15 protein-coding genes and 2 pseudogenes are annotated in these 17,976 nt (G+C 44.7%); 14 read left to right on the top strand and 3 right to left on the bottom strand.

The genetic code is table 11. The features are described 5' to 3' along the window. Window positions 1-84: 84 nt before the first annotated feature. Both QFZ80_RS28285 and QFZ80_RS28280 read right to left on the bottom strand, forming a co-directional pair. Window positions 85-1,233: a sensor histidine kinase gene (locus tag QFZ80_RS28285; RefSeq protein WP_307562145.1), complete on the bottom strand. Its 1,149-nt coding sequence runs from the start codon at window positions 1,231-1,233 to the stop codon at window positions 85-87. A 115-nt stretch (window positions 1,234-1,348) separates the two neighbouring features. Beyond that, the gene (locus QFZ80_RS28280) at window positions 1,349-2,575 is read right to left on the bottom strand and encodes an MFS transporter (protein WP_307562143.1); all 1,227 of its coding nucleotides are present in this window, start codon (window positions 2,573-2,575) and stop codon (window positions 1,349-1,351) included. A gap of 132 nt (window positions 2,576-2,707) precedes the next feature. On the opposite strand from QFZ80_RS28280, the gene QFZ80_RS28275 reads away from it, so the two are divergent. The 7 genes and pseudogenes from QFZ80_RS28275 to QFZ80_RS28245 form a co-directional block, all read left to right on the top strand. Continuing rightward, window positions 2,708-3,301 carry a TetR/AcrR family transcriptional regulator gene (locus tag QFZ80_RS28275; RefSeq protein WP_307552555.1) on the top strand — a complete coding sequence of 198 codons (594 nt, stop codon included), beginning with the start codon at window positions 2,708-2,710 and terminating at the stop codon, window positions 3,299-3,301. A gap of 45 nt (window positions 3,302-3,346) precedes the next feature. Next, window positions 3,347-3,922, top strand: coding sequence for a MepB family protein (locus QFZ80_RS28270; RefSeq protein ID WP_307552556.1), 576 nt, complete (start codon window positions 3,347-3,349; stop codon window positions 3,920-3,922). 375 nt (window positions 3,923-4,297) lie between these two features. After that, window positions 4,298-4,438, top strand: a complete 141-nt coding sequence (locus QFZ80_RS28265; RefSeq protein WP_307552558.1) for a hypothetical protein — start codon at window positions 4,298-4,300, stop codon at window positions 4,436-4,438. Between the two features lie 38 nt (window positions 4,439-4,476). After that, window positions 4,477-4,692 (top strand): hypothetical protein, encoded by a 216-nt coding sequence (locus QFZ80_RS28260; RefSeq protein WP_307552559.1) that lies wholly within the window; start codon window positions 4,477-4,479, stop codon window positions 4,690-4,692. Beyond that, window positions 4,677-5,236: pseudogene (locus tag QFZ80_RS28255) on the top strand (adenylosuccinate synthetase). Before QFZ80_RS28260 ends, QFZ80_RS28255 begins: the two are co-directional and overlap by 16 nt. Window positions 5,237-5,249: 13 nt before the next feature. Further along, entirely contained in the window at window positions 5,250-6,206 is a 957-nt protein-coding gene (locus tag QFZ80_RS28250) for a spermidine synthase (RefSeq protein WP_307552561.1), read from the top strand. Window positions 6,207-6,293: 87 nt separating this feature from the next. Continuing rightward, window positions 6,294-6,539: pseudogene (locus tag QFZ80_RS28245) on the top strand (homocysteine S-methyltransferase family protein); the annotation flags it as partial. 250 nt (window positions 6,540-6,789) lie between these two features. Here the strand turns inward: QFZ80_RS28245 and QFZ80_RS28240 are convergent. Next, on the bottom strand, window positions 6,790-7,653 hold the full coding sequence (locus QFZ80_RS28240) for a helix-turn-helix transcriptional regulator (protein ID WP_307552564.1): 864 nt from the start codon (window positions 7,651-7,653) through the stop codon (window positions 6,790-6,792). 146 nt (window positions 7,654-7,799) lie between these two features. On the opposite strand from QFZ80_RS28240, the gene QFZ80_RS28235 reads away from it, so the two are divergent. The 7 genes from QFZ80_RS28235 (at window position 7,800) to QFZ80_RS28205 (ending at window position 17,763) form a co-directional block, all read left to right on the top strand. Further along, window positions 7,800-9,773 (top strand): glycoside hydrolase family 127 protein, encoded by a 1,974-nt coding sequence (locus tag QFZ80_RS28235; RefSeq protein ID WP_307562140.1) that lies wholly within the window; start codon window positions 7,800-7,802, stop codon window positions 9,771-9,773. Between the two features lie 354 nt (window positions 9,774-10,127). Next, window positions 10,128-11,918, top strand: a complete 1,791-nt coding sequence (locus QFZ80_RS28230; protein WP_307552568.1) for a sensor histidine kinase — start codon at window positions 10,128-10,130, stop codon at window positions 11,916-11,918. Then, entirely contained in the window at window positions 11,893-12,978 is a 1,086-nt protein-coding gene (locus QFZ80_RS28225) for a response regulator (RefSeq protein ID WP_307552570.1), read from the top strand. Before QFZ80_RS28230 ends, QFZ80_RS28225 begins: the two co-directional genes overlap by 26 nt. Window positions 12,979-13,091: 113 nt before the next feature. Further along, window positions 13,092-14,405, top strand: coding sequence for an ABC transporter substrate-binding protein (locus QFZ80_RS28220; RefSeq protein WP_307562138.1), 1,314 nt, complete (start codon window positions 13,092-13,094; stop codon window positions 14,403-14,405). A gap of 38 nt (window positions 14,406-14,443) precedes the next feature. Next, the gene (locus tag QFZ80_RS28215; protein ID WP_307552574.1) at window positions 14,444-15,325 is read left to right on the top strand and encodes a carbohydrate ABC transporter permease; all 882 of its coding nucleotides are present in this window, start codon (window positions 14,444-14,446) and stop codon (window positions 15,323-15,325) included. After that, complete coding sequence (locus QFZ80_RS28210; protein ID WP_307552576.1) at window positions 15,322-16,146, top strand: carbohydrate ABC transporter permease; 825 nt, start codon at window positions 15,322-15,324, stop codon at window positions 16,144-16,146. Before QFZ80_RS28215 ends, QFZ80_RS28210 begins: the two co-directional genes overlap by 4 nt. Window positions 16,147-16,158: 12 nt before the next feature. After that, window positions 16,159-17,763 (top strand): cellulase family glycosylhydrolase, encoded by a 1,605-nt coding sequence (locus QFZ80_RS28205; protein WP_307552578.1) that lies wholly within the window; start codon window positions 16,159-16,161, stop codon window positions 17,761-17,763. Window positions 17,764-17,976 lie beyond the last annotated feature (213 nt).

Raw genomic sequence — 17,976 nt, 5'->3', positions numbered from 1 at the left:
AAATTGTAAGTGACAGAATACATAAATGACATGGGTTGGTCGAACCAATTGTAATGTCGATTCCGTTCTTTTTTTGACGAATGGTCAATTAATGGCATTTTGCAGATGGAGCTTATTCACGCTTTGTTTGAAACTTAATCGAAATGACGTTTCATTCGGACTGGAATCAAACGTGACGTCTCCATTATTTTTGGTCATAATTTGCTTGCATATGGCTAGTCCAAGACCGGTACCCTCTTTTTTGTTGGTCACAAAAGGAATGAATAGTGAGTCTTTTATCTCAGGGGGGATTTCAGGTCCGTTGTTGGAAATGATAATTACAAATTCATCTTCCTCCAGCCTGGATGCGATCATTAAACCTTTCTCGCCTTCCTTTTCTGACAAAGCGTCCAAGCTATTGTTTAGAATATTTGAAAGAACCTGTTGAATGGCTATTTTTTGAACCTTGAGCTTTATGTCTTCTGATTCCTGGAAAATTAATTCAATATTATCGTTCACCAATCTAGGAGAAATCAATGCCAGGACGTTGTCGATGATAGATGTAGAAGATACCTCATCAAAACCTTCCTCGATGGTATCCTTTTTTGAAAAACTGAGGAATCCTGAGATCTGCATTTGAATGCTTAGAAGTTCACTTTCAATCGTATCCAGATAGGAGTTGATTCTTTGGTAATTTTGATTCGATATTTGGTTGCGCAAGATTTTTAAAAAACCAAGTATGGCTGTCAGTGGATTTCTGATTTCATGCGCCATGCTTGCCGCCATCTTTCCGATAATCGTCAGGCGGGCTTCATGCAGCTCGGTGATCGTCTGTGCTTGACCCGACAGTAGCTCTTTCGTAATGGTACTGTATTGATGGAGAAAATGTCTTTCATATAAGCTGACCCGAGCAATGATTTTCCTAGTCAGACTCATGGGAATCGTTATTCCTCTAGGGTTTTCTTGAATAAACCATAAAATAGCGTCAATCCAAATTTGACTGCTATGCACAACATGACTAATAGAAACATTTCTCATCAAAAACACTTTTTGGGACTCAGGGATCGCTTGGAAGAGAGAATGCTCTGCCGCGGGAATATGAAGGTCTGACATGAATTTATAGAAGACATCCGCGTCTTTCTTCAGAACATTTTTGTCATATTCAGGATAAATATGAATGAACTCGCGAATCCACTTTGCAATAATCTGATTTTTGTATTTTTTTAGTATGATCAGGTGCTTCTCATCATTCATCTCATTTGCTCCCTATAGAGGATATTCTCTATTAGGGGTTCGACGAAATTGACAATAGTTCCTGTTCTTTTGTTTTTATTTTAGTATTCAAGGCAAGAGCCTCCGCCGTATTACTTTAGGCAGAGGCTTTCATATTTTGAAGTCGAAAGCTTCGTTTCCGAGTTGTATATAGGAAGAAATAACCGAGTGTCACGAGCATGCAGATGAAGACATCAACACCGATGAGTACCTGATAATTGCTAAAGTAATCGAAAGAAACTCCTCCGATCAATGCACCAAGAATGCCTCCCCCTTGATGAAAAAGAAGTAGGAAGCCAGTTTGTTTGCCTTTTCCATTTGCAAATTCATTGACGATGAGCAATCCCCCAGGAATCGCGCTCAGATATGTAATACCGAAGGCTATGGCAAAAAGGACAGGCGACCATCCCACATGCATAAAGAGGAAAGCAAACCCCATAATGCGTATGCCATACAAGATGGTCATCATAACCAACTTATTGACCCGGTCCAAAAAATAGCCGAACATAAGTGACCCTATAATTTCCAGAATGCCAAGTACACTCATGGATAATGCGATCATGCTCGGCGACACACTAGCCAGCTGATGGATGGCGACCAAATTCATTTCCACAGTCCCCATATTGAAGCCGCAGGTGAACAATGCGCAGGCGACCACAATGAAGATAGGCAGATGTGCGGATATTCCTTTGCTGATAGCTTTCGTACTTTCCTGATCTTCCACTTTCTTTGCTTTGTTACCCTTCGGGCCAGTCCCTTTAATACCAAACCAAATGACTGGCAAAGTCACGATAATACCTAGGACAAATGAGGCTAGGAAGGCGTCCTTCCATGTCAACCAGCTCGATGAAACGAAAATCGGCGTACTAACCGCTAACCCTACAGAGGAAGCACTGGCTAACAGCGCTGTAGCTTTGGCCCGATGATGCTGAAACCATTCAAACACCAACATATAGGTTGTGCTCGTTCCAAGACCGACGAAGCCAGAGATAACCCCGTATCCGATAAAGAAGACGATGGCGTGATGACCTAGTACAACGGTGCCAGTTCCTAAAATACCTATGACTGCGCTGACCAGCATAATCTTCCTCGGGCCATAACGATCCACAAGCCATCCTCCCAGGGGGGCACATAAGGCTGCAATCAATAAGTTCGTAGACCATGCCATAGAAATGAATCCCCGGCTGATCCCTAAATCTTCCGATATTTGAACTTGAAAATAAGCCATGATGAACCGCGTCAATGCGCCAATAAAACCGATTATCCAAAGCGAGCCCAATCCTATCCACGCATACTTGGATTCCTTGAACCATGTCGTACCCACTGAATACTCCTCCCTACACAATGAAGATACCGATCGGTATCTTTATTGTAACATAAGGGCTTTCCTTTTCAATAGATCAATGCCATTTGGTATAATGAAATTATTATTTCACGCGCGTAGGGGGGAATTAACATGAAAAAAGGAGAAAACACCCGTAAGCATATTATCGCTAAGTCCGCTGAGCTTTTTAACCAGAAAGGGTATGCAAGTTCATCCATGTCGGATATTACAGAGCTAACCGGCATTAAGAAAGGCGGCATCTACCGTCATTTTGCCAGTAAGGATGAAATTGCTCTTGAAGCTTATAGCTATGCAGGCAGCGTAGTTGGAGGGAAAATTAAAGATGCCGTCAATCAGCAAGAAACAGCTTTTGGCAAGCTGTTAGCCTATTTACATGTATACGAAAACGTGGTTGAAGCACCGCCTTTTATCGGAGGATGCCCCCTCCTTAACATAGCTACCGAAAGTGACGATGGTCATCCAATCTTACGCCAAAAAGCCCAGCAGGGACTGGAGGGCACGCTGCATAACATGAAAGCGATTATTTCCCAAGGTGTTGAAAGCGGTGAATTCAAAGCTAACCTCGATATCGATGCTTTAGCTACCTTCGCTCTTTCCGTTATGGAAGGCGGAGTTATGATGAGCAAGCTGGAAGGTGACAATCGGCATATTCGGATGAATATCGAGAGCTTCTCTTCTTATTTAAAAGGAGTATGTTTACGCTGAAGGACTTTTATATAAAATAAGGTTGTGCATAGGAGATTAGAATTGATGGATAAGAAAAGCAGCAATTTATCAGAAGCATGCCCTAATGATCAAAACTCCTGGGTTTCCTCAGACATCATTCATAGTGACCTACTTGCCACCAAAAATATCGTCTATAACGTGTGCGGGTTTGATTGCTCTCAACCACTTGTAGAAGCTCAAAATGCTGAATATGGGGCCTATTTATTTCATTTAAATTCTCTCTTCATTAGATTTCGTGTCGCTAAAATCACTCCTACAAAGGTAGGGCAGTTTGTAACTCTATGGCATAGAATTGGGGATGGGTCGATCCAATCTTATGACGTATCAGATCCAGTCGATATTTTCGTAATTAGTACCCACAATGGGAATAACTTTGGCCAATTCGTATTTCCAAAGCATGTTCTATTCAATCAAGATATAGTATCAAATCAAGGTGAAGGCGGTAAACGGGCTATACGAGTTTACCCACCGTGGGACAAGACTACAAGCCGTCAGGCTCAAAAAACTCAGAAATGGCAGTTGGACTATTTCCTAGATATACCTATAAATGAACCAATAGACTGTGACCGTGCTCGAATGCTTTACGGTTTCAAATCATAACGAAGAACAATACTTCAAAAGAATAAATCACGAGGTTGCCGCTGAGATGTTGGCAACCCTATTGCGTTAACGGTAGTCGTTTTTTCTTCCTAATTTCTTACTCCATTCCTGATATCCTCTATCGAGTCATACGGTTTAGGGTTGATCCAGCTTCAACTGGTCTCAAGTCCCCATCCACACCAACCCCATCGCTCGCAGCCACAAATGATCCTCCATCAAATCTGACTCCTGCATATGTATATTCGCAATCTTCTAAATACGTAATGTGCATTCTACCAACATTCTATATATAGACATGATTATAGCTACTCATCCATACCATTTCGTTTCTATCACATAGAATATAGTAATTTTTAATAGAATAGGGGTGAGAGAATGAAGAAAGGTTCAGATCCTCCTAAGCAAAGGACATTACTGGAGATGGTTCAAGAACAAACAGGTCGCGCAAGCTACTCAACAGTTATCTATTCCTATTTTTATTGGGATCATGCCATTAACCAGCTATCGGAATGCTGAATTTCTTCATCATCAAGTCCCGGGCATACGGCTCTCAGATGACGTACTTGCTAAGATGGCTCGCTACCAGGGCGAAGAATGCAAGAAAACAAGGACTGGAAATTGCGATGGAGCTCGTGGATACCGTTCACCAATATTTTAAAGGCATTTATTTAATTACTCCGTTTATGCGGTATGAAATGACGGCGGAATTGACGAGGTATGTGAAGAGTAAGGACCAAGAAGGAGGGATTGCTGGATGTCAACCGTCGTAGTTGTAGGTACGCAGTGGGGGGATGAAGGTAAAGGGAAGATTACCGATTATTTAGCGGAAAAAGCGGACGTTGTAGCCCGCTATCAAGGCGGCAATAATGCGGGTCATACCATCGTGTTTGCCGGAAACAAATATAAACTGCATTTGATTCCTTCCGGAATTTTTTATAAGGATAAAATTTGCGTAATTGGAAATGGAACCATGCTCGCCGAGTGAGTGGAGTAACAGGACTTTCTCTTCATTCGATCGATGTTTTGAGCGGAATTAATAGCTTAAAGATTTGTACGGCCTATAAATATAATGACGAAGTCATGGAATCTTTCCCAGCTAGTCTTAACATCTTAGCAAAGTGTGAGCCAATCTATGAGGAACTCCCTGGCTGGTCGGAGGACATTACTAAAGTCAAGTCATTGGAGGAACTGCCTGAAAATGCGCGTCAAATCATTGAAAGAATCATTTTATTAACAGGTATTCCAGTTTCTATTTTTTCTGTTGGACCAGAGCGTGATCAAACGATTGTAGTGAATAAAGTATTTCAACCATAAGGGGAGGATATTCGTGATTTATAAAAAAGCGCAGATAAGATCGAATAGTAAAATCAATATGTCACTTATCAAAGCAAGAGTTGCGTCTCTTCGGGATTATGTATCAGAGGATGATGAGCCAGATGGGAAGTATCGTATTTTGCGCCGAATTAAGACGCGCTATCAGCGAATCGCGGTGGTCAAGCTAGCCAATGGCAAAGTGCTGATCTATGGAGACGGCTATGTGATGTTCGGCACCACTGAGGATGACAACATGTGGGCCGAATCATTGGTCCATATACCCATGGCCGTTGCCAAGCAAAAGCAGAACATCCTGATGGTCGGCGGCGGCGGCGGAATTACAACGCGAGAAGTACTCCGATATCGAGATGTAAAGGCGATCACCGTTGTTGACATCGACTCCGTCATGATGAAATTAGGCAGGAATTTGAAGCCGTTGGTGAAGTTCAATAAAGGGTCTTTGAGAAATCCTAAGGTGCGAACAGTCATTCAGGACGGCAGGTCGTTCGTGGAGAAGAACCAGAGGAAGTGGGATGTCATCATCATCGACCTCCCAGAACCAAGCTATACGGCACCCGCACTTGGCCGTCTCTTCAGCCGAGAGTTTTTTAGTCTCTTGAAAAAGCGGTTGGCACCAGGAGGAGTCATTTCCATAGCATGCTCCGTACTTTCAGACATGCCAGAATACGGCTTCAGTGTAATGGCAACGCTTAAGGCATCCGGTTTTTATGTAGTGCCCTATCATTTTGATGTCATGAAGAGATATGGGGAGGATTGGTGTTTCTGTTTAGCGGCAACTAGACCTATATCGCCTTCAAACGTAAAGATTTTGCTCCCAACCAGCTATCTAACCTCAGCAAGACTGAAGGATATGCTCCATATCCCTCGCAAGTATTTGCGAAAATGGCGGCTGAGAAAGATCCAGACAGATAGTAACAGAGCTTTAGCTGACATCCATGAACGACACTGATAGCTATTCCATCGCTGGAAAATCGAGTCCCCGTTGTAATTTGCTAATCTTTTTGCAAATTAAAGCGGGGATGTGCTTTACATATCCTCGAGAGAAATGAATGTCGCTGCTGCGAAACTGGCCATTCAAGCGGCAGAGAAATATTCGACACCGGAATGGCCGCGTTACGTGGCAGGGGCTCTGGGGCCTACGACCAAAACGCTCTCTGTCACAGGAGGCGTGACCTTCGAACAGTTGGAAGAAAGCTATTATGATCAGACGGCAGCCTTGATCGAGTGCGGCGTTGATGCGCTTTTAATCGAGACTTCACAGGATACGCTCAATGTTAAAGCCTTGCAAGGATGCTAAACGCAAAGGAAACTATTCGAACGTCTCTTTTGAATATTTAGGTGTCACTTTTAAAACCCGTAGAATGAAATCCCCAACTGGAAAATATATCGTTCGTTTTATTCCTAAGTTATGAAATGAGACTCTGAATGTTCCGAGTACACGGAAGTGAGCTATTCGGCTGCTGACGGTAAGCTTAGTAGGTCATCGATTGAAAGATTAGCGCGTTGTAAGTCCTACGTCATTAGCAGAACGACTAATGTGAATACTGCTTGCGAAAACGCAGAGGTGAGATGCCGGCATACTGTTTGAAGCAGTTAGAGAAGTATGGAGCGTATTGAAAACCGACACGTTCAGCGATTTGCCCGACCGGCCAATCTGTTTTGATCAGCAGCAGCTTTGCTTGTTCCAATCGATACTCGTGCAGATATTCCATCGGAGTACAGTGGTAGATCTCTTTCATGCACCTAACAACATAGTTCGGGTGATAATGAAGAGCCTCCGCAAGTGATTCATTCGTCACGTCAGCCTGATAGTGCTGCCGAAGGTAAGCTTCTGCTTTCTCCGCGAGCTTTAAGGCAGGGGAAGAGTCGCTTCCATTGTACCCTTCCTCTAATAAACGAAGCAGCTCCATGAACAGCTGCTGCTCGTTCCAAAAGGTCGCCGAGCGATGTTGGTCTGACGATGCGAGCATTTTGCGAAGGTGGCACTCGGCAAGGGTAAACTCCGGCGGTGAGGCGTATTGCCGAATCCGAATGGTATAGGGGTTTGCCCATATATGCTGGACCGGGTAGGCTGGGTTTGCGGCATTGTCCGCCGCCTGGAGCCAATTCCCTTTAAAATCGAAGTGATTCCAATAGAAAACAGTCTCCGTCTCGCAGGGCTTCACCGCATAGTGATAACGGTCGGGCAATAGCAGTAGTGTCTGTCCTTCCGTTACCTCCCACTGCCTATCCTCTTCTCCGATGTATAACGTCCCTTTGACAACCCAAAGCAGATCGAAGATGCCGATATTCCGCCGGCTCGGATGTTGCTCTCCTGGACTCAAGGTCGATAACCCGGTCGTAATGTAATAGGGTACCGGCGGCAGCTCCATCCAAATGATTCCCGATTCGTTCATTCCCGATCCCCTCCGAGTGTAGTGTGAAATTTTATAAAAAATAGGTTTGTTTTATTCGTAGTTCATCTATAAATTCAAGGATAAACTGGATGAGAGCAATAATCAAATGTCATATAAATCATGTACAGTTCTAGGAGGATATGCATATGGGGATATCAATGAGCGAGCGGCAGAGTAGTAGGCGTGTAAGCATACAGGACGGATTTTGGAATCAGTTTACAGAGCTGGTGCGGGGGACGGTCATTCCCTATCAATGGGAGGCACTTAACGACCGGATTCCAGATGCTGAGCCTAGCTATGCGATTCGTAATTTCCGGATTGCAGCCGGGATCGAAGAAGGCGAATTCGGAGGGATGGTTTTTCAGGACAGCGATGTGGCGAAGTGGATTGAAGCGGTCGGATACTCGCTTGCAAGCCAACCGGACCCCGAGCTGGAGCAAACTGTGGACGAGTTGATCGAGCTAATTGCCAAGGCCCAACACAGCAATGGTTATCTGAACACGTATTACTCGATCAAAGAACCGGGCAATGAGTGGACGAATCTTCATGAAGCACACGAGCTCTACTGCGCAGGCCATATGATGGAGGCTGCGGTTGCGTATTACGATGCCACGGGAAAACGGAGACTGCTTGATGTCGTGTGCAAATTTGCCGACTATATCGACACCGTATTTGGTCGCGATCCAGGCAAATTGAGAGGCTATGACGGCCACCAGGAGATAGAGCTGGCGCTAGTGAAGCTGTATCAAGCGACGGATGAGGAGCGTTATTTGAAGTTGGCGCAATTTTTCATCGATGAGCGCGGGCAGTCGCCGAACTTTCTGATTGAGGAATGCAAGCAAAGAGATGGGTACAGTCATTGGATGAAGAAGGAGATGCCGATTCCGACCAGCGGGCAGATTGCTTATAATCAGGCGCATTTGCCAGTTCGTGAACAGGACGTTGCTGTAGGCCATTCCGTACGGGCGGTCTATATGTATACGGCGATGGCCGACCTTGCAAGCCTGACAAATGACCGGGAGCTGATCGAAGCATGCCGCCGATTGTGGGATAACACGACGAAGCGGCAGATGTACATTACAGGCGGCATAGGCTCGACGCATCACGGTGAGGCGTTTACCTTCGACCACGACTTGCCGAACGATACCGTATATGCTGAGACGTGCGCTTCGATCGGTCTAATCTTCTTCGCCCGCCGCATGATGCTTCTGGAGGCGAAGAGCGAGTACGCTGACGTCCTAGAGCGGGCGCTGTACAACAATGTTTTAGGCAGTATGTCGCAGGATGGTAAGCATTATTTTTACGTCAATCCACTGGAAGTATGGCCGAAGGCTTCCTTAAATAACCCGGACCGCAAGCACGTGAAGTCGGTACGGCAGAAGTGGTTCGGCTGCTCCTGCTGCCCACCTAACGTGGCGCGGCTTCTCACTTCCTTGAACGATTATATTTATACAACTTCCGCAGAGGAAAACAAAATTTATACGCATCTGTTCATCGGCAGCGAAGCACGATTCGAGCTAGCTGTCGGTCAAGTGGCGCTGAAGCAGCAATCGCGTCTTCCTTGGGAAGGTTATGTACGATTTGAATTAACTGCTGTTCCGGATGCAGGATTCACGCTTGCACTGCGCATTCCGTCTTGGTGCTATGGGCAAGCTGTGATGAAAATTAACGGCATGATTTCGGAATACGATGTTGAGAATGGATATGCGACCGTAAATAGGCAATGGGCTCAGGGAGACATCGTGGAGTGGGAGCCAGTGCTTGAGGCGCAGTTGATTACCTCGCATCCGGAGATCAGGGCCAATGCGGGCAAAGCTGCTTTTGAACGCGGTCCGCTAGTTTATTGTCTGGAGGAAACGGACAACGGCAGCTTGCTTTCGAATTTGTCTATCGATCGTGAAGCGGAGCTGCAATCGTATTACGACGCCGAGCTGCTCGGTGGAGCGGTCGTCATTGAAGCGAAAGGTCGCGTCGATGAACGAGCTTCCTGGCAAGAGAATACGGCGTACCGTCCGCTTGCGCAGCAGCAAGTGTCTGAGCCGGTAAAGCTTAAAGCTGTACCGTATTACTTGTGGGGCAACAGACAGCCGGGCGAAATGTCGGTGTGGATTCGTGTTTGAACTTTTTTATCGGCGATCACTCTTTAGAGTGGTCGCCTATTATTTTTACGAAATCAATATTTTCTAATCGTGTAATCAATAAATTAGAATGACATCTGCATTCAGCAGCTCTAAAATTAATTGTTGAAAGCGCTTTAAATATGGACTTTCGATCCGTATTCAAAACGAGCTGAAATTCACTCTTCCATTGGATTTTTCCAATGGAATCTGCTCTCAGGCTTCGAAGTTCGTGCTTCTATTGGAATAATCCAATGGAATTGACTTTTAAGCCGCCAAAAATAGGAATGCTATTCCTTAAAAGATAAAGTAACATGAAGATAGCGCTATCTTCGTTCAGAAAGGAATTCTACTACGATGCGAACAAGCCTACGTCTTCGATTGATGGTACTAATGATTTGCTTAACCACGCTGCCGGTTGTAACCGTCACATGGATTGCCACGAATAATACACGGAGTTCCGTAGAGAAGGAAATCATTAATGCGAACAATTCGAGGATGTTATGGGCCGATCAATATTTGGAGGAGCTCCATCAGCAAATCGATATTTTGTTTTATTCCTTACAAATTAACCAAACGCTTATGGCTGGTCTTAATGATATGAACAACCCTGATATCGGGGTACAATTTAACACACAAAATTATATCAAAAACACACTAACGTCTGCCTTCTATGCAAATTCCAGAAAGGTAGACGAGTTGAATTTATATATTCATCCAATCCAAAAGGCATTTTCAGTCAGTTATGCAAACAGCGGAACCATTTATTCCTTAAACATTCGGGAAGGCAACTGGGGACGTATGCTTCAAACACCAATCAATATGTATTTTAAACAATCCGGCAGTGCCATCTATGCTTATCACAGTATGAACCGATTTGAGGATCGTATGCTGTTAGGCGGTATTTCCGTCCGTATAAACAAGCAAGTGTGGAGGGAAGTCAGTGATATTTTAAAATCAGAATCAGAAAGCTCGGTTTACTTGATTAACGATCAAGGGGAGCTTTTGTCGGGTTCAACGGAGACAATGGATGCCGCAGAGCTTCAGTCCCAACTTCAAAGCCTCAACCAGAATGATTTTGAATTGGCATTTCGTAGAACCAAGACGGATTTCTATTTCTTAAAACGAGTCGGAGACGGTCAACTGACGGTGGTGAAAGTCATTCCACTTCGTACAGTCAACCAAAGCGCACAACCGACGATCCAAGCAGGGATTTTAACAGGAACCCTATTTGCTATAGCCTCTATTTTGCTTTCCATTTTCGTATCGCTTCGAATTAGCAGGCCGATTGTCAAGCTTGCCAAAACAATGAAGATGACACATATTCATAATTTTAAAATGTCTCCGGTCCAAAGCAGGGACGAAATCGGATTGCTGGAAAACGGCTATAATTCCATGATGAAGCGTATTAAGGAATTGATCGAGGTTGAATATCAACAGGAAATCGATTTGAAGAATGCGCAATTAATGGCTCTGCAGGCGCAAATCAACCCGCATTTTCTCAATAATACCCTGAATTTGATGGGGGGAATGGCATTGGTGAAGGGTGCGCCTGAAATTTATGAAATTACCCGGGTAATGGGGGAGCTATTACGTTATTCCATTAGCGCAGATGGTGATTTGGTACCTCTCGAAGACGAAATCAAGCATATGCGGAATTACCTCTATATTCAGGAACAACGCTTCGCAGATCGTTGCTGTATGCATGTATCTACAGATGAGAGGGCACTTACCGCAAGGCTTCCTAAATTCACACTCCAACCGATTCTCGAGAATGCGTTTGAACACGGACTGCAGCGTAAGGAAGGCAAGTGGAATATCGAGATTCGGATAAGGCTGATAGATAAACGAGTCTTTATCTTCATTAAGGATGACGGGGTAGGCGTTGACGAGCAGCGTCTAAGCGATTTGCGATCGGATTTGAGAGATGGACGACTGGCGCCTCGAGCAAGGAACAACGATGTAAGAAAGAAAAGGGGAATCGGAATAAGGAATGTGCATGCACGACTCAAGCTGCAATTCGGCAAGGGCTGCGGTGTTCGAATATTTAGCAAGACAGGGGTAGGGACCTTGGTTGTATTAGTAATGGCTGCTGTGACGCAGGAGGAAGGGGGAGAAACGGATGCTGAACGTATTGATCATCGATGACGAGCTTTGGGCCAGACAAGTCGTTAGATCATTGGGAGCTTGGAACAAACTTGGACTGAATATCATTGGGGAAGCAGATGGTGGGCGGGAAGGAATCGTTCTGATTGAGACGCTGCATCCGAGCATCGTGATCACCGATATGCGAATGCCGGGACTGGACGGTGTGGAGCTCCTGAAGGTATTAAACGAGCGATACCCCGAAGTTAAAATAATCGTGATGAGTGGCTTTGACGATTTCGTTTATTTGAAGCAGGCGATACGTTCCCGTGCCATCGAATACCTTTTGAAGCCGATTAATCCAGTCGAATTGAACGATGCCCTTTCTCGGTGCGTGGAAGAGCTGCAGGCTTCACTACAAATACCAACTTCATGGGATACGCACGTCTTTACGGATAAAAAGATGCTGGACACCTATTTGAATTACCGGCAGCAGGTTTATGAGTATCTCTTGGAACTTAATCGCCCCGCTGTGCTCCATACAATGGAAAAGATAGAGGACCTCTTATCCGAAGGTTATACAGTGACGCAAGATGGGAGATTACCGGCTAGAATTGCGCATGATTTTCTGCACTTGCTGGAAGAGTTTACAGCTGGTACGGATTATGGTTTGGATGCAGCTTGGATCGAAGAGCGACGTAAACGTGCTGCGTTGTTAAGTGGGTACTCTTTAGGAGAGATTCATACCATCCTGCGTGATTGGTTAATTGATGCAATAGATGCCATAGAGGCGTACCGCAAAAATAAAAATCGATTAGCCCCCGAGGACGTACAGGCTTACATTGACCGCCACTACCAAGAAACTATTTCTCTTGAGACGGTCGCTCATCATTTTTTTGTGAGCAAGGAGCATCTAAGTCGAACATTTAAGGCTTCCATCGGGGAAAATTTATCCGATTATATCGTTCGTAAGAGGATGGAGAAAGCTAAGGAATTAATCATGGATCAACGACTTGCCATCAAACGAGTAGCAGAGCTAACTGGCTATATGGATATTGCTTACTTTTATCGCGTGTTTAAGAAACATTTCGGACTCACACCAGGGGAAATGCGTAAGGAGTAGCTCGGAATCAATAAAGTGCAATAACGAATGCTAATAACATCAAATGATTCATAAAACCCTTCTCCTCTATACTGAAATTGTAGTTACTAATCTTCTTTAGGGGGAAATGAAGAATGAAGAAAGCGCTTCACTTAATGCTAAGTGTTACCTTATTGGGAGCGATGGTCGGTTGCGGCACAAATTCCAACTCAAGTAACGGTGCGGTAGAGGCTACGCCGGCTCCGGCAGACTCGAAACCGGCAGCATCTACACCAGCGAAGAAAGTTGAATTGAAAGTATTTATGGGCTTTCCACGGTTTAAGGATCAATTTAACAAGTATTTTGAACAATTTAAGGCAAAGGAAAAAGCTGAAAAAAATATTGATGTCACCATCAATCTTGAAATGCCGAATCCTGACCAAGCCAAGCAAATCTTGCAGACTCGCCTTTCTTCCAATGATGCGCCGGATTTGTTCACCCTACACGCTGTAGCAGACGTACCTAGTTATTACAAAGCCGGTTACTTGAGTGATTTATCCAATCAGCCGTTTGCGGCAGGCCTGTTCGATAACGTTAAAAAGACGGTAACCTTTGACGGAAAAATAGTAGCATTACCGCTTGAAAGCTTGGAATGGGGATACTTGTACAACAAAAAAGTGTTCAATGATTTAAGCTTGAAAGCTCCTCAAACATTAGATGAAATGAAAGCGGTTATTGAGAAGCTGAAGGCGAATAAAGTGACACCATTCGAGTTGTCTTTTCAAGAGGCATGGATTCCGCAGCTGATCATGGCGCTGTCGCTCGGTGGGATTGTGAATTCGGAGCATCCGGATTGGATTCAAAAGATGAATAAGGGTGAAGCCTCCTACAAAGACGTCCAGGACGTATTCAATATTATTGATATTGTTATGCAAAATGGGACAGATAAGCCATTTGAAGTAGGCAGCGCCCAGGGCTCAACCGATTTCGCTAACGGAAAAGCGGCAATGTGGGTTCAAGGTCCGTGGCAAGCAGAAGCGATTCAGAAGGTTAACCCGAAAATCGAATTCGGTGTAGCACCGCTTCCAGTGAGCAATAACCCGAAAGGTACGATGATTAACCTATCAACGTCCACGTCTCTAGCGGTATCTCCAACAAGCAAGAATAAAGAGGTTGCCATGGATCTTCTAAATTACATCCTTGATGCGAAGGATTCGTCAGCCTTGTTCCAAGAATTGAAGTTCAATCCCGTATCTAAGGTTCACACGTATAAATCATTCCCTTGGATCGATGAAGCGATGACCTACGTTTCTCAAGGGAAGGCTTATCAGGACTTGTCTCTCCCTAATGGCATCACGGATGAACAAGCGAAGCTGCTGCAAAGCTACTACGCGAAGCAAGTAACGAAAGACGAGATTATCAAAGCGCTGGATAAAAAATGGGCAGACGCGATTAAGGGTCAGCAATAGCATGGCTATATATGGTGACCGGGAGTGAGAATAGGCTAATGACAACGAAACGAAAAAAGACGGTCATCCTATTAGCCTTCGTGTTTCCCGCTCTATTATTCTACGCTGTATTCGTACTCGCCCCCGCATTCGGGGGCGCATGGTACAGCCTTACGAATTGGAACGGACTGAATCGCACGTATCGGATGGTGGGATTGGCTAATTACATCGAGGCATTGACTGCGGACCCGTTCTTCCTAAAGTCGGTAGGCTTCACCCTTAAATATGTCGTGTTCATGGTTGTGCTTCAGAATGCGATCGCTCTGCTTCTGGCGGTTCTCGTGGAATCCAGACGCCGCAGCAAGGTATGGTTCCGTACGATTTTTTTCATGCCCAATATGATCAGCTTGATCATAGGCGGCTTTATGTGGTTATTTATTTTCACTAAAGTACTTCCGTATATAGCCGAACATACGGTATTCTCCTTTTTGGATAAATCCTGGATCGGTGATCCGGCTTATTCGTTCTTCGCCATCGTCATCGTGTCCCTGTGGGGAGGTGTCGGTTACCTGATGGTGATCTATATCGCCTCCTTGCAGGGTGTGCCCCAGCATCTGAAAGAAGCGGCTGCGATGGATGGAGCGAATGCTTTTAAAACGTTTCGTTATGTGACGCTTCCGATGATTTATCCGGCCCTGACGATCGGTATCTTTCTTACTCTTAACGGCTCGTTTAAAGCATTCGATGCTGTCTACTCGTTAACCGGCGGTGGTCCAGGCAGATCGACGCAGGTCATCGCACTGAACATTTTCGAAGAAGCATTTAAATCAAGTAATCGATATGGGTACGCAAATGCTAAGGCGATGATATTATTTCTAGTCGTGTTCTTGATCACCTTGATTCAGCTGTGGCTGATGAAGAGAAGAGAGGTGGAATCATGAAGCGAATCGGTTCCTTTATGATTCTGATGATCCTTATTGCGGCTGCCATATTTACGTTGTTTCCGATCTACATGGGACTGCTGAACTCTTTTAAGACGGAAGGCGCCATGATGAATAATATTTTGTCGCTGCCTACCCATTTGGAAGTAGGAAATTATATTGGCGCATTCCATAAGACTAATTTTGTTAGAAGCTTAGGAAATACGGTATATATCGCATCGGTTGGCTTGTTAGGCATTATTATATGCGCGTCGATGGCTGGCTATAAACTATCTAGGACACCTGGGAAGTTAAGTGCATTTATATTTCTGCTGTTTGTCATGTCCACGTTGATACCATTTCATTCTATTATGATAACGCTGACTAAAATTTCCAAAGCGCTATCCGTGCAAGGCTCAACGACAGGTCTAGGATTGATATATATAGGCACGGGTGTCGCCTTTGCGATCTTTTTGTACCATGGTTTTGTGAAGTCTATCCCCCGCGATCTGGATGAAGCAGCTGTCATTGATGGCTGCGGTGAGTTCCGATTATATGTTGTCATCATATTTCCGTTATTACTGCCTATTACGGCTACGATAGCGATTTTAAACCTGTTATGGATATGGAACGACTTTCTTCTGCCGTTACTAATGTTGACAAACTATAAGACGTATACCTTGCTATTATCCACCAACATGCTGTTCGGTCAATACGGGAATAATGACTGGTCTGCCATTTTGTCTGCATTGATTCTGGCCATGCTGCCGGTCGTTCTCTTCTATTTATTACTGCAAAAATACATTATGAAGGGTATTGCAGACGGTGCAATAAAGGGATAGGAGTGAAAACTAATGAGCTCAATTCGTGAGAACGAAGTTGTTGGCTTTCTTAGAGCTGACGGGAAGAGACTAGTCAACGGAGAAGGTCGCGAGGTGCTGCTAAGAGGCGTCGGCTTCGGGAGTTGGCTGCTCCCTGAGGGCTATATGTGGATGTTTCCGGAGAAAGGAGATCGTCCGCGGCGTATTGAAAAGATGATTCATGAGCTGATCGGGGAACGGGAGGCCGAAAGATTTTGGGACATTTACTATGATGTTCACACATCGGAAGCAGATATTCAACAGATTGCCGCTGAAGGATTCAATTCGGTTAGGGTGCCAATAAACGCAAGATTTTTAATTGAAGACGGTGAGCCTCTTCGGGTGAAAGAGCATCGAATGAAACTCATTGATCGTCTTATCGGATGGTGTCGTAAGCACAGCCTTTATGTGATTTTAGATCTACACGGGGCACCTGGGGGCCAGACGGGTACGAATATAGACGACTCTGAACGGGACTTGCCGGAGCTATTTACAGAAGAACAGAATAGGCGTCTTACTGTTCAGCTATGGCGTTTTCTCGCAGAGCACTACAAGAATGAGTGGATTGTTGCGGGCTATGATCTGCTCAATGAGCCGCTGCCCAACTGGTTCTCTACGTATAACGGTGAGGTCATGCCTCTTTACCGGGATATCGTCAAGGCAATCAGAGAAGTAGACGATCGCCACCTGATTATTCTAGAAGGTGCCCATTGGGCAACGGATTGGTCGATTTTTACGGAGAAAATCGATCATAATCTGATGCTGCAGTTCCATAAATATTGGAATAATCCAGATACGGAGAGCATTAGAGTCTACTTAGATAAGCGTGAAGAGTGGAACGTGCCCATTTATATGGGTGAAGGTGGCGAGAATAACAAAGCATGGTACGCGGGTGCTTTCCGCCTTTTTGAAGATAACAATATCTCTTGGAATTTCTGGACTTGGAAGAAGATGGGCAAAGATAATTCACCTTGCAGCGTTAAGGTTCCCCGTGATTGGCAGATGCTGGTTGATTACTTAGAGGGTGGTTCGAAGCCGGATGAGATAACAGCACAACAAATCTTATGGGAATATCTAACTAATTTAGCTTTCGACCAATGTGTGTATTACCGCGATGTTGTTGACGCCTTGTTAAGCAGACCTCCCGTTCGTATACCTGCTATTTTCTACGGGTATCGGGGAGAAGGTGTCAGTTATGGCATCCAGCAGCCATCGAATCAGAATGTTGGCTTTCGCATCCATGACTGCACGGACATTCGGTTTGTCGCAAGTGCAAGGGAGACAGCAAACTTCGAGCATGGTAAAGGAGAGGCATGGCAGGAGGATGAGCGCCTAGAAGTACACTTAGCTGAAGGCGATTGGCTGGCCTACGAAATTTATGTTCCTAAGTTTACGGATTTCACGGTTTATGAGATCAACATTCACCTTAATGAGCTTGATGAAAACGGAAGTCTGGCAATCTCGGTAGATGGCGAGAACACAAATATCAGAGAACCGTTCACGCTTGAACCAGGGGCACATCGTATTGTAGTTCAAGCTAAAGGTGCTCTCGTTCGGCTTGAATGGTTAGAAATCATTCCGACTAGCATAGAGGCTTAGTTCAGGCAAAGTATGAACTAGAGAGTGTGGGTTTGGGTTTTATAAGTAGGCGTTCACTCTATTGGGTGAATGCTTATTTTATTTGTGAGTGTTTAAGTAGAAAACTGGAGCACTTTATTCCATTCCTGTTGTTTCTTATGGCTTTTTGGGATTTAGGTCTTGATAACAACTGCAGCTCTTTTTTAACAGTATTTATATGTTTTTTTTGGGGGG

It is taken from the genome of Paenibacillus sp. V4I7 (assembly GCF_030817275.1).
Lineage (GTDB): Bacteria > Bacillota > Bacilli > Paenibacillales > NBRC-103111 > Paenibacillus_E.
This window is presented reverse-complemented; position numbering and strand designations above follow the sequence as displayed.

Excerpts from the sequence above, each read along its gene's own strand:
- QFZ80_RS28285 (WP_307562145.1), bottom strand. The coding sequence starts at position 1,233 with ATGAATGATGAGAAGCACCTGATCATACTAAAAAAATACAAAAATCAG.
- QFZ80_RS28260 (WP_307552559.1), top strand. The coding sequence starts at position 4,477 with ATGACGTACTTGCTAAGATGGCTCGCTACCAGGGCGAAGAATGCAAGA.
- QFZ80_RS28220 (WP_307562138.1), top strand. The coding sequence starts at position 13,092 with ATGAAGAAAGCGCTTCACTTAATGCTAAGTGTTACCTTATTGGGAGCG.
- QFZ80_RS28205 (WP_307552578.1), top strand. The coding sequence starts at position 16,159 with ATGAGCTCAATTCGTGAGAACGAAGTTGTTGGCTTTCTTAGAGCTGAC.
- QFZ80_RS28270 (WP_307552556.1), top strand. The coding sequence starts at position 3,347 with ATGGATAAGAAAAGCAGCAATTTATCAGAAGCATGCCCTAATGATCAA.
- QFZ80_RS28230 (WP_307552568.1), top strand. The coding sequence starts at position 10,128 with ATGCGAACAAGCCTACGTCTTCGATTGATGGTACTAATGATTTGCTTA.
- QFZ80_RS28275 (WP_307552555.1), top strand. The coding sequence starts at position 2,708 with ATGAAAAAAGGAGAAAACACCCGTAAGCATATTATCGCTAAGTCCGCT.
- QFZ80_RS28240 (WP_307552564.1), bottom strand. The coding sequence starts at position 7,653 with ATGAACGAATCGGGAATCATTTGGATGGAGCTGCCGCCGGTACCCTAT.
- QFZ80_RS28215 (WP_307552574.1), top strand. The coding sequence starts at position 14,444 with ATGACAACGAAACGAAAAAAGACGGTCATCCTATTAGCCTTCGTGTTT.
- QFZ80_RS28225 (WP_307552570.1), top strand. The coding sequence starts at position 11,893 with ATGCTGAACGTATTGATCATCGATGACGAGCTTTGGGCCAGACAAGTC.
- QFZ80_RS28265 (WP_307552558.1), top strand. The coding sequence starts at position 4,298 with ATGAAGAAAGGTTCAGATCCTCCTAAGCAAAGGACATTACTGGAGATG.
- QFZ80_RS28235 (WP_307562140.1), top strand. The coding sequence starts at position 7,800 with ATGGGGATATCAATGAGCGAGCGGCAGAGTAGTAGGCGTGTAAGCATA.
- QFZ80_RS28210 (WP_307552576.1), top strand. The coding sequence starts at position 15,322 with ATGAAGCGAATCGGTTCCTTTATGATTCTGATGATCCTTATTGCGGCT.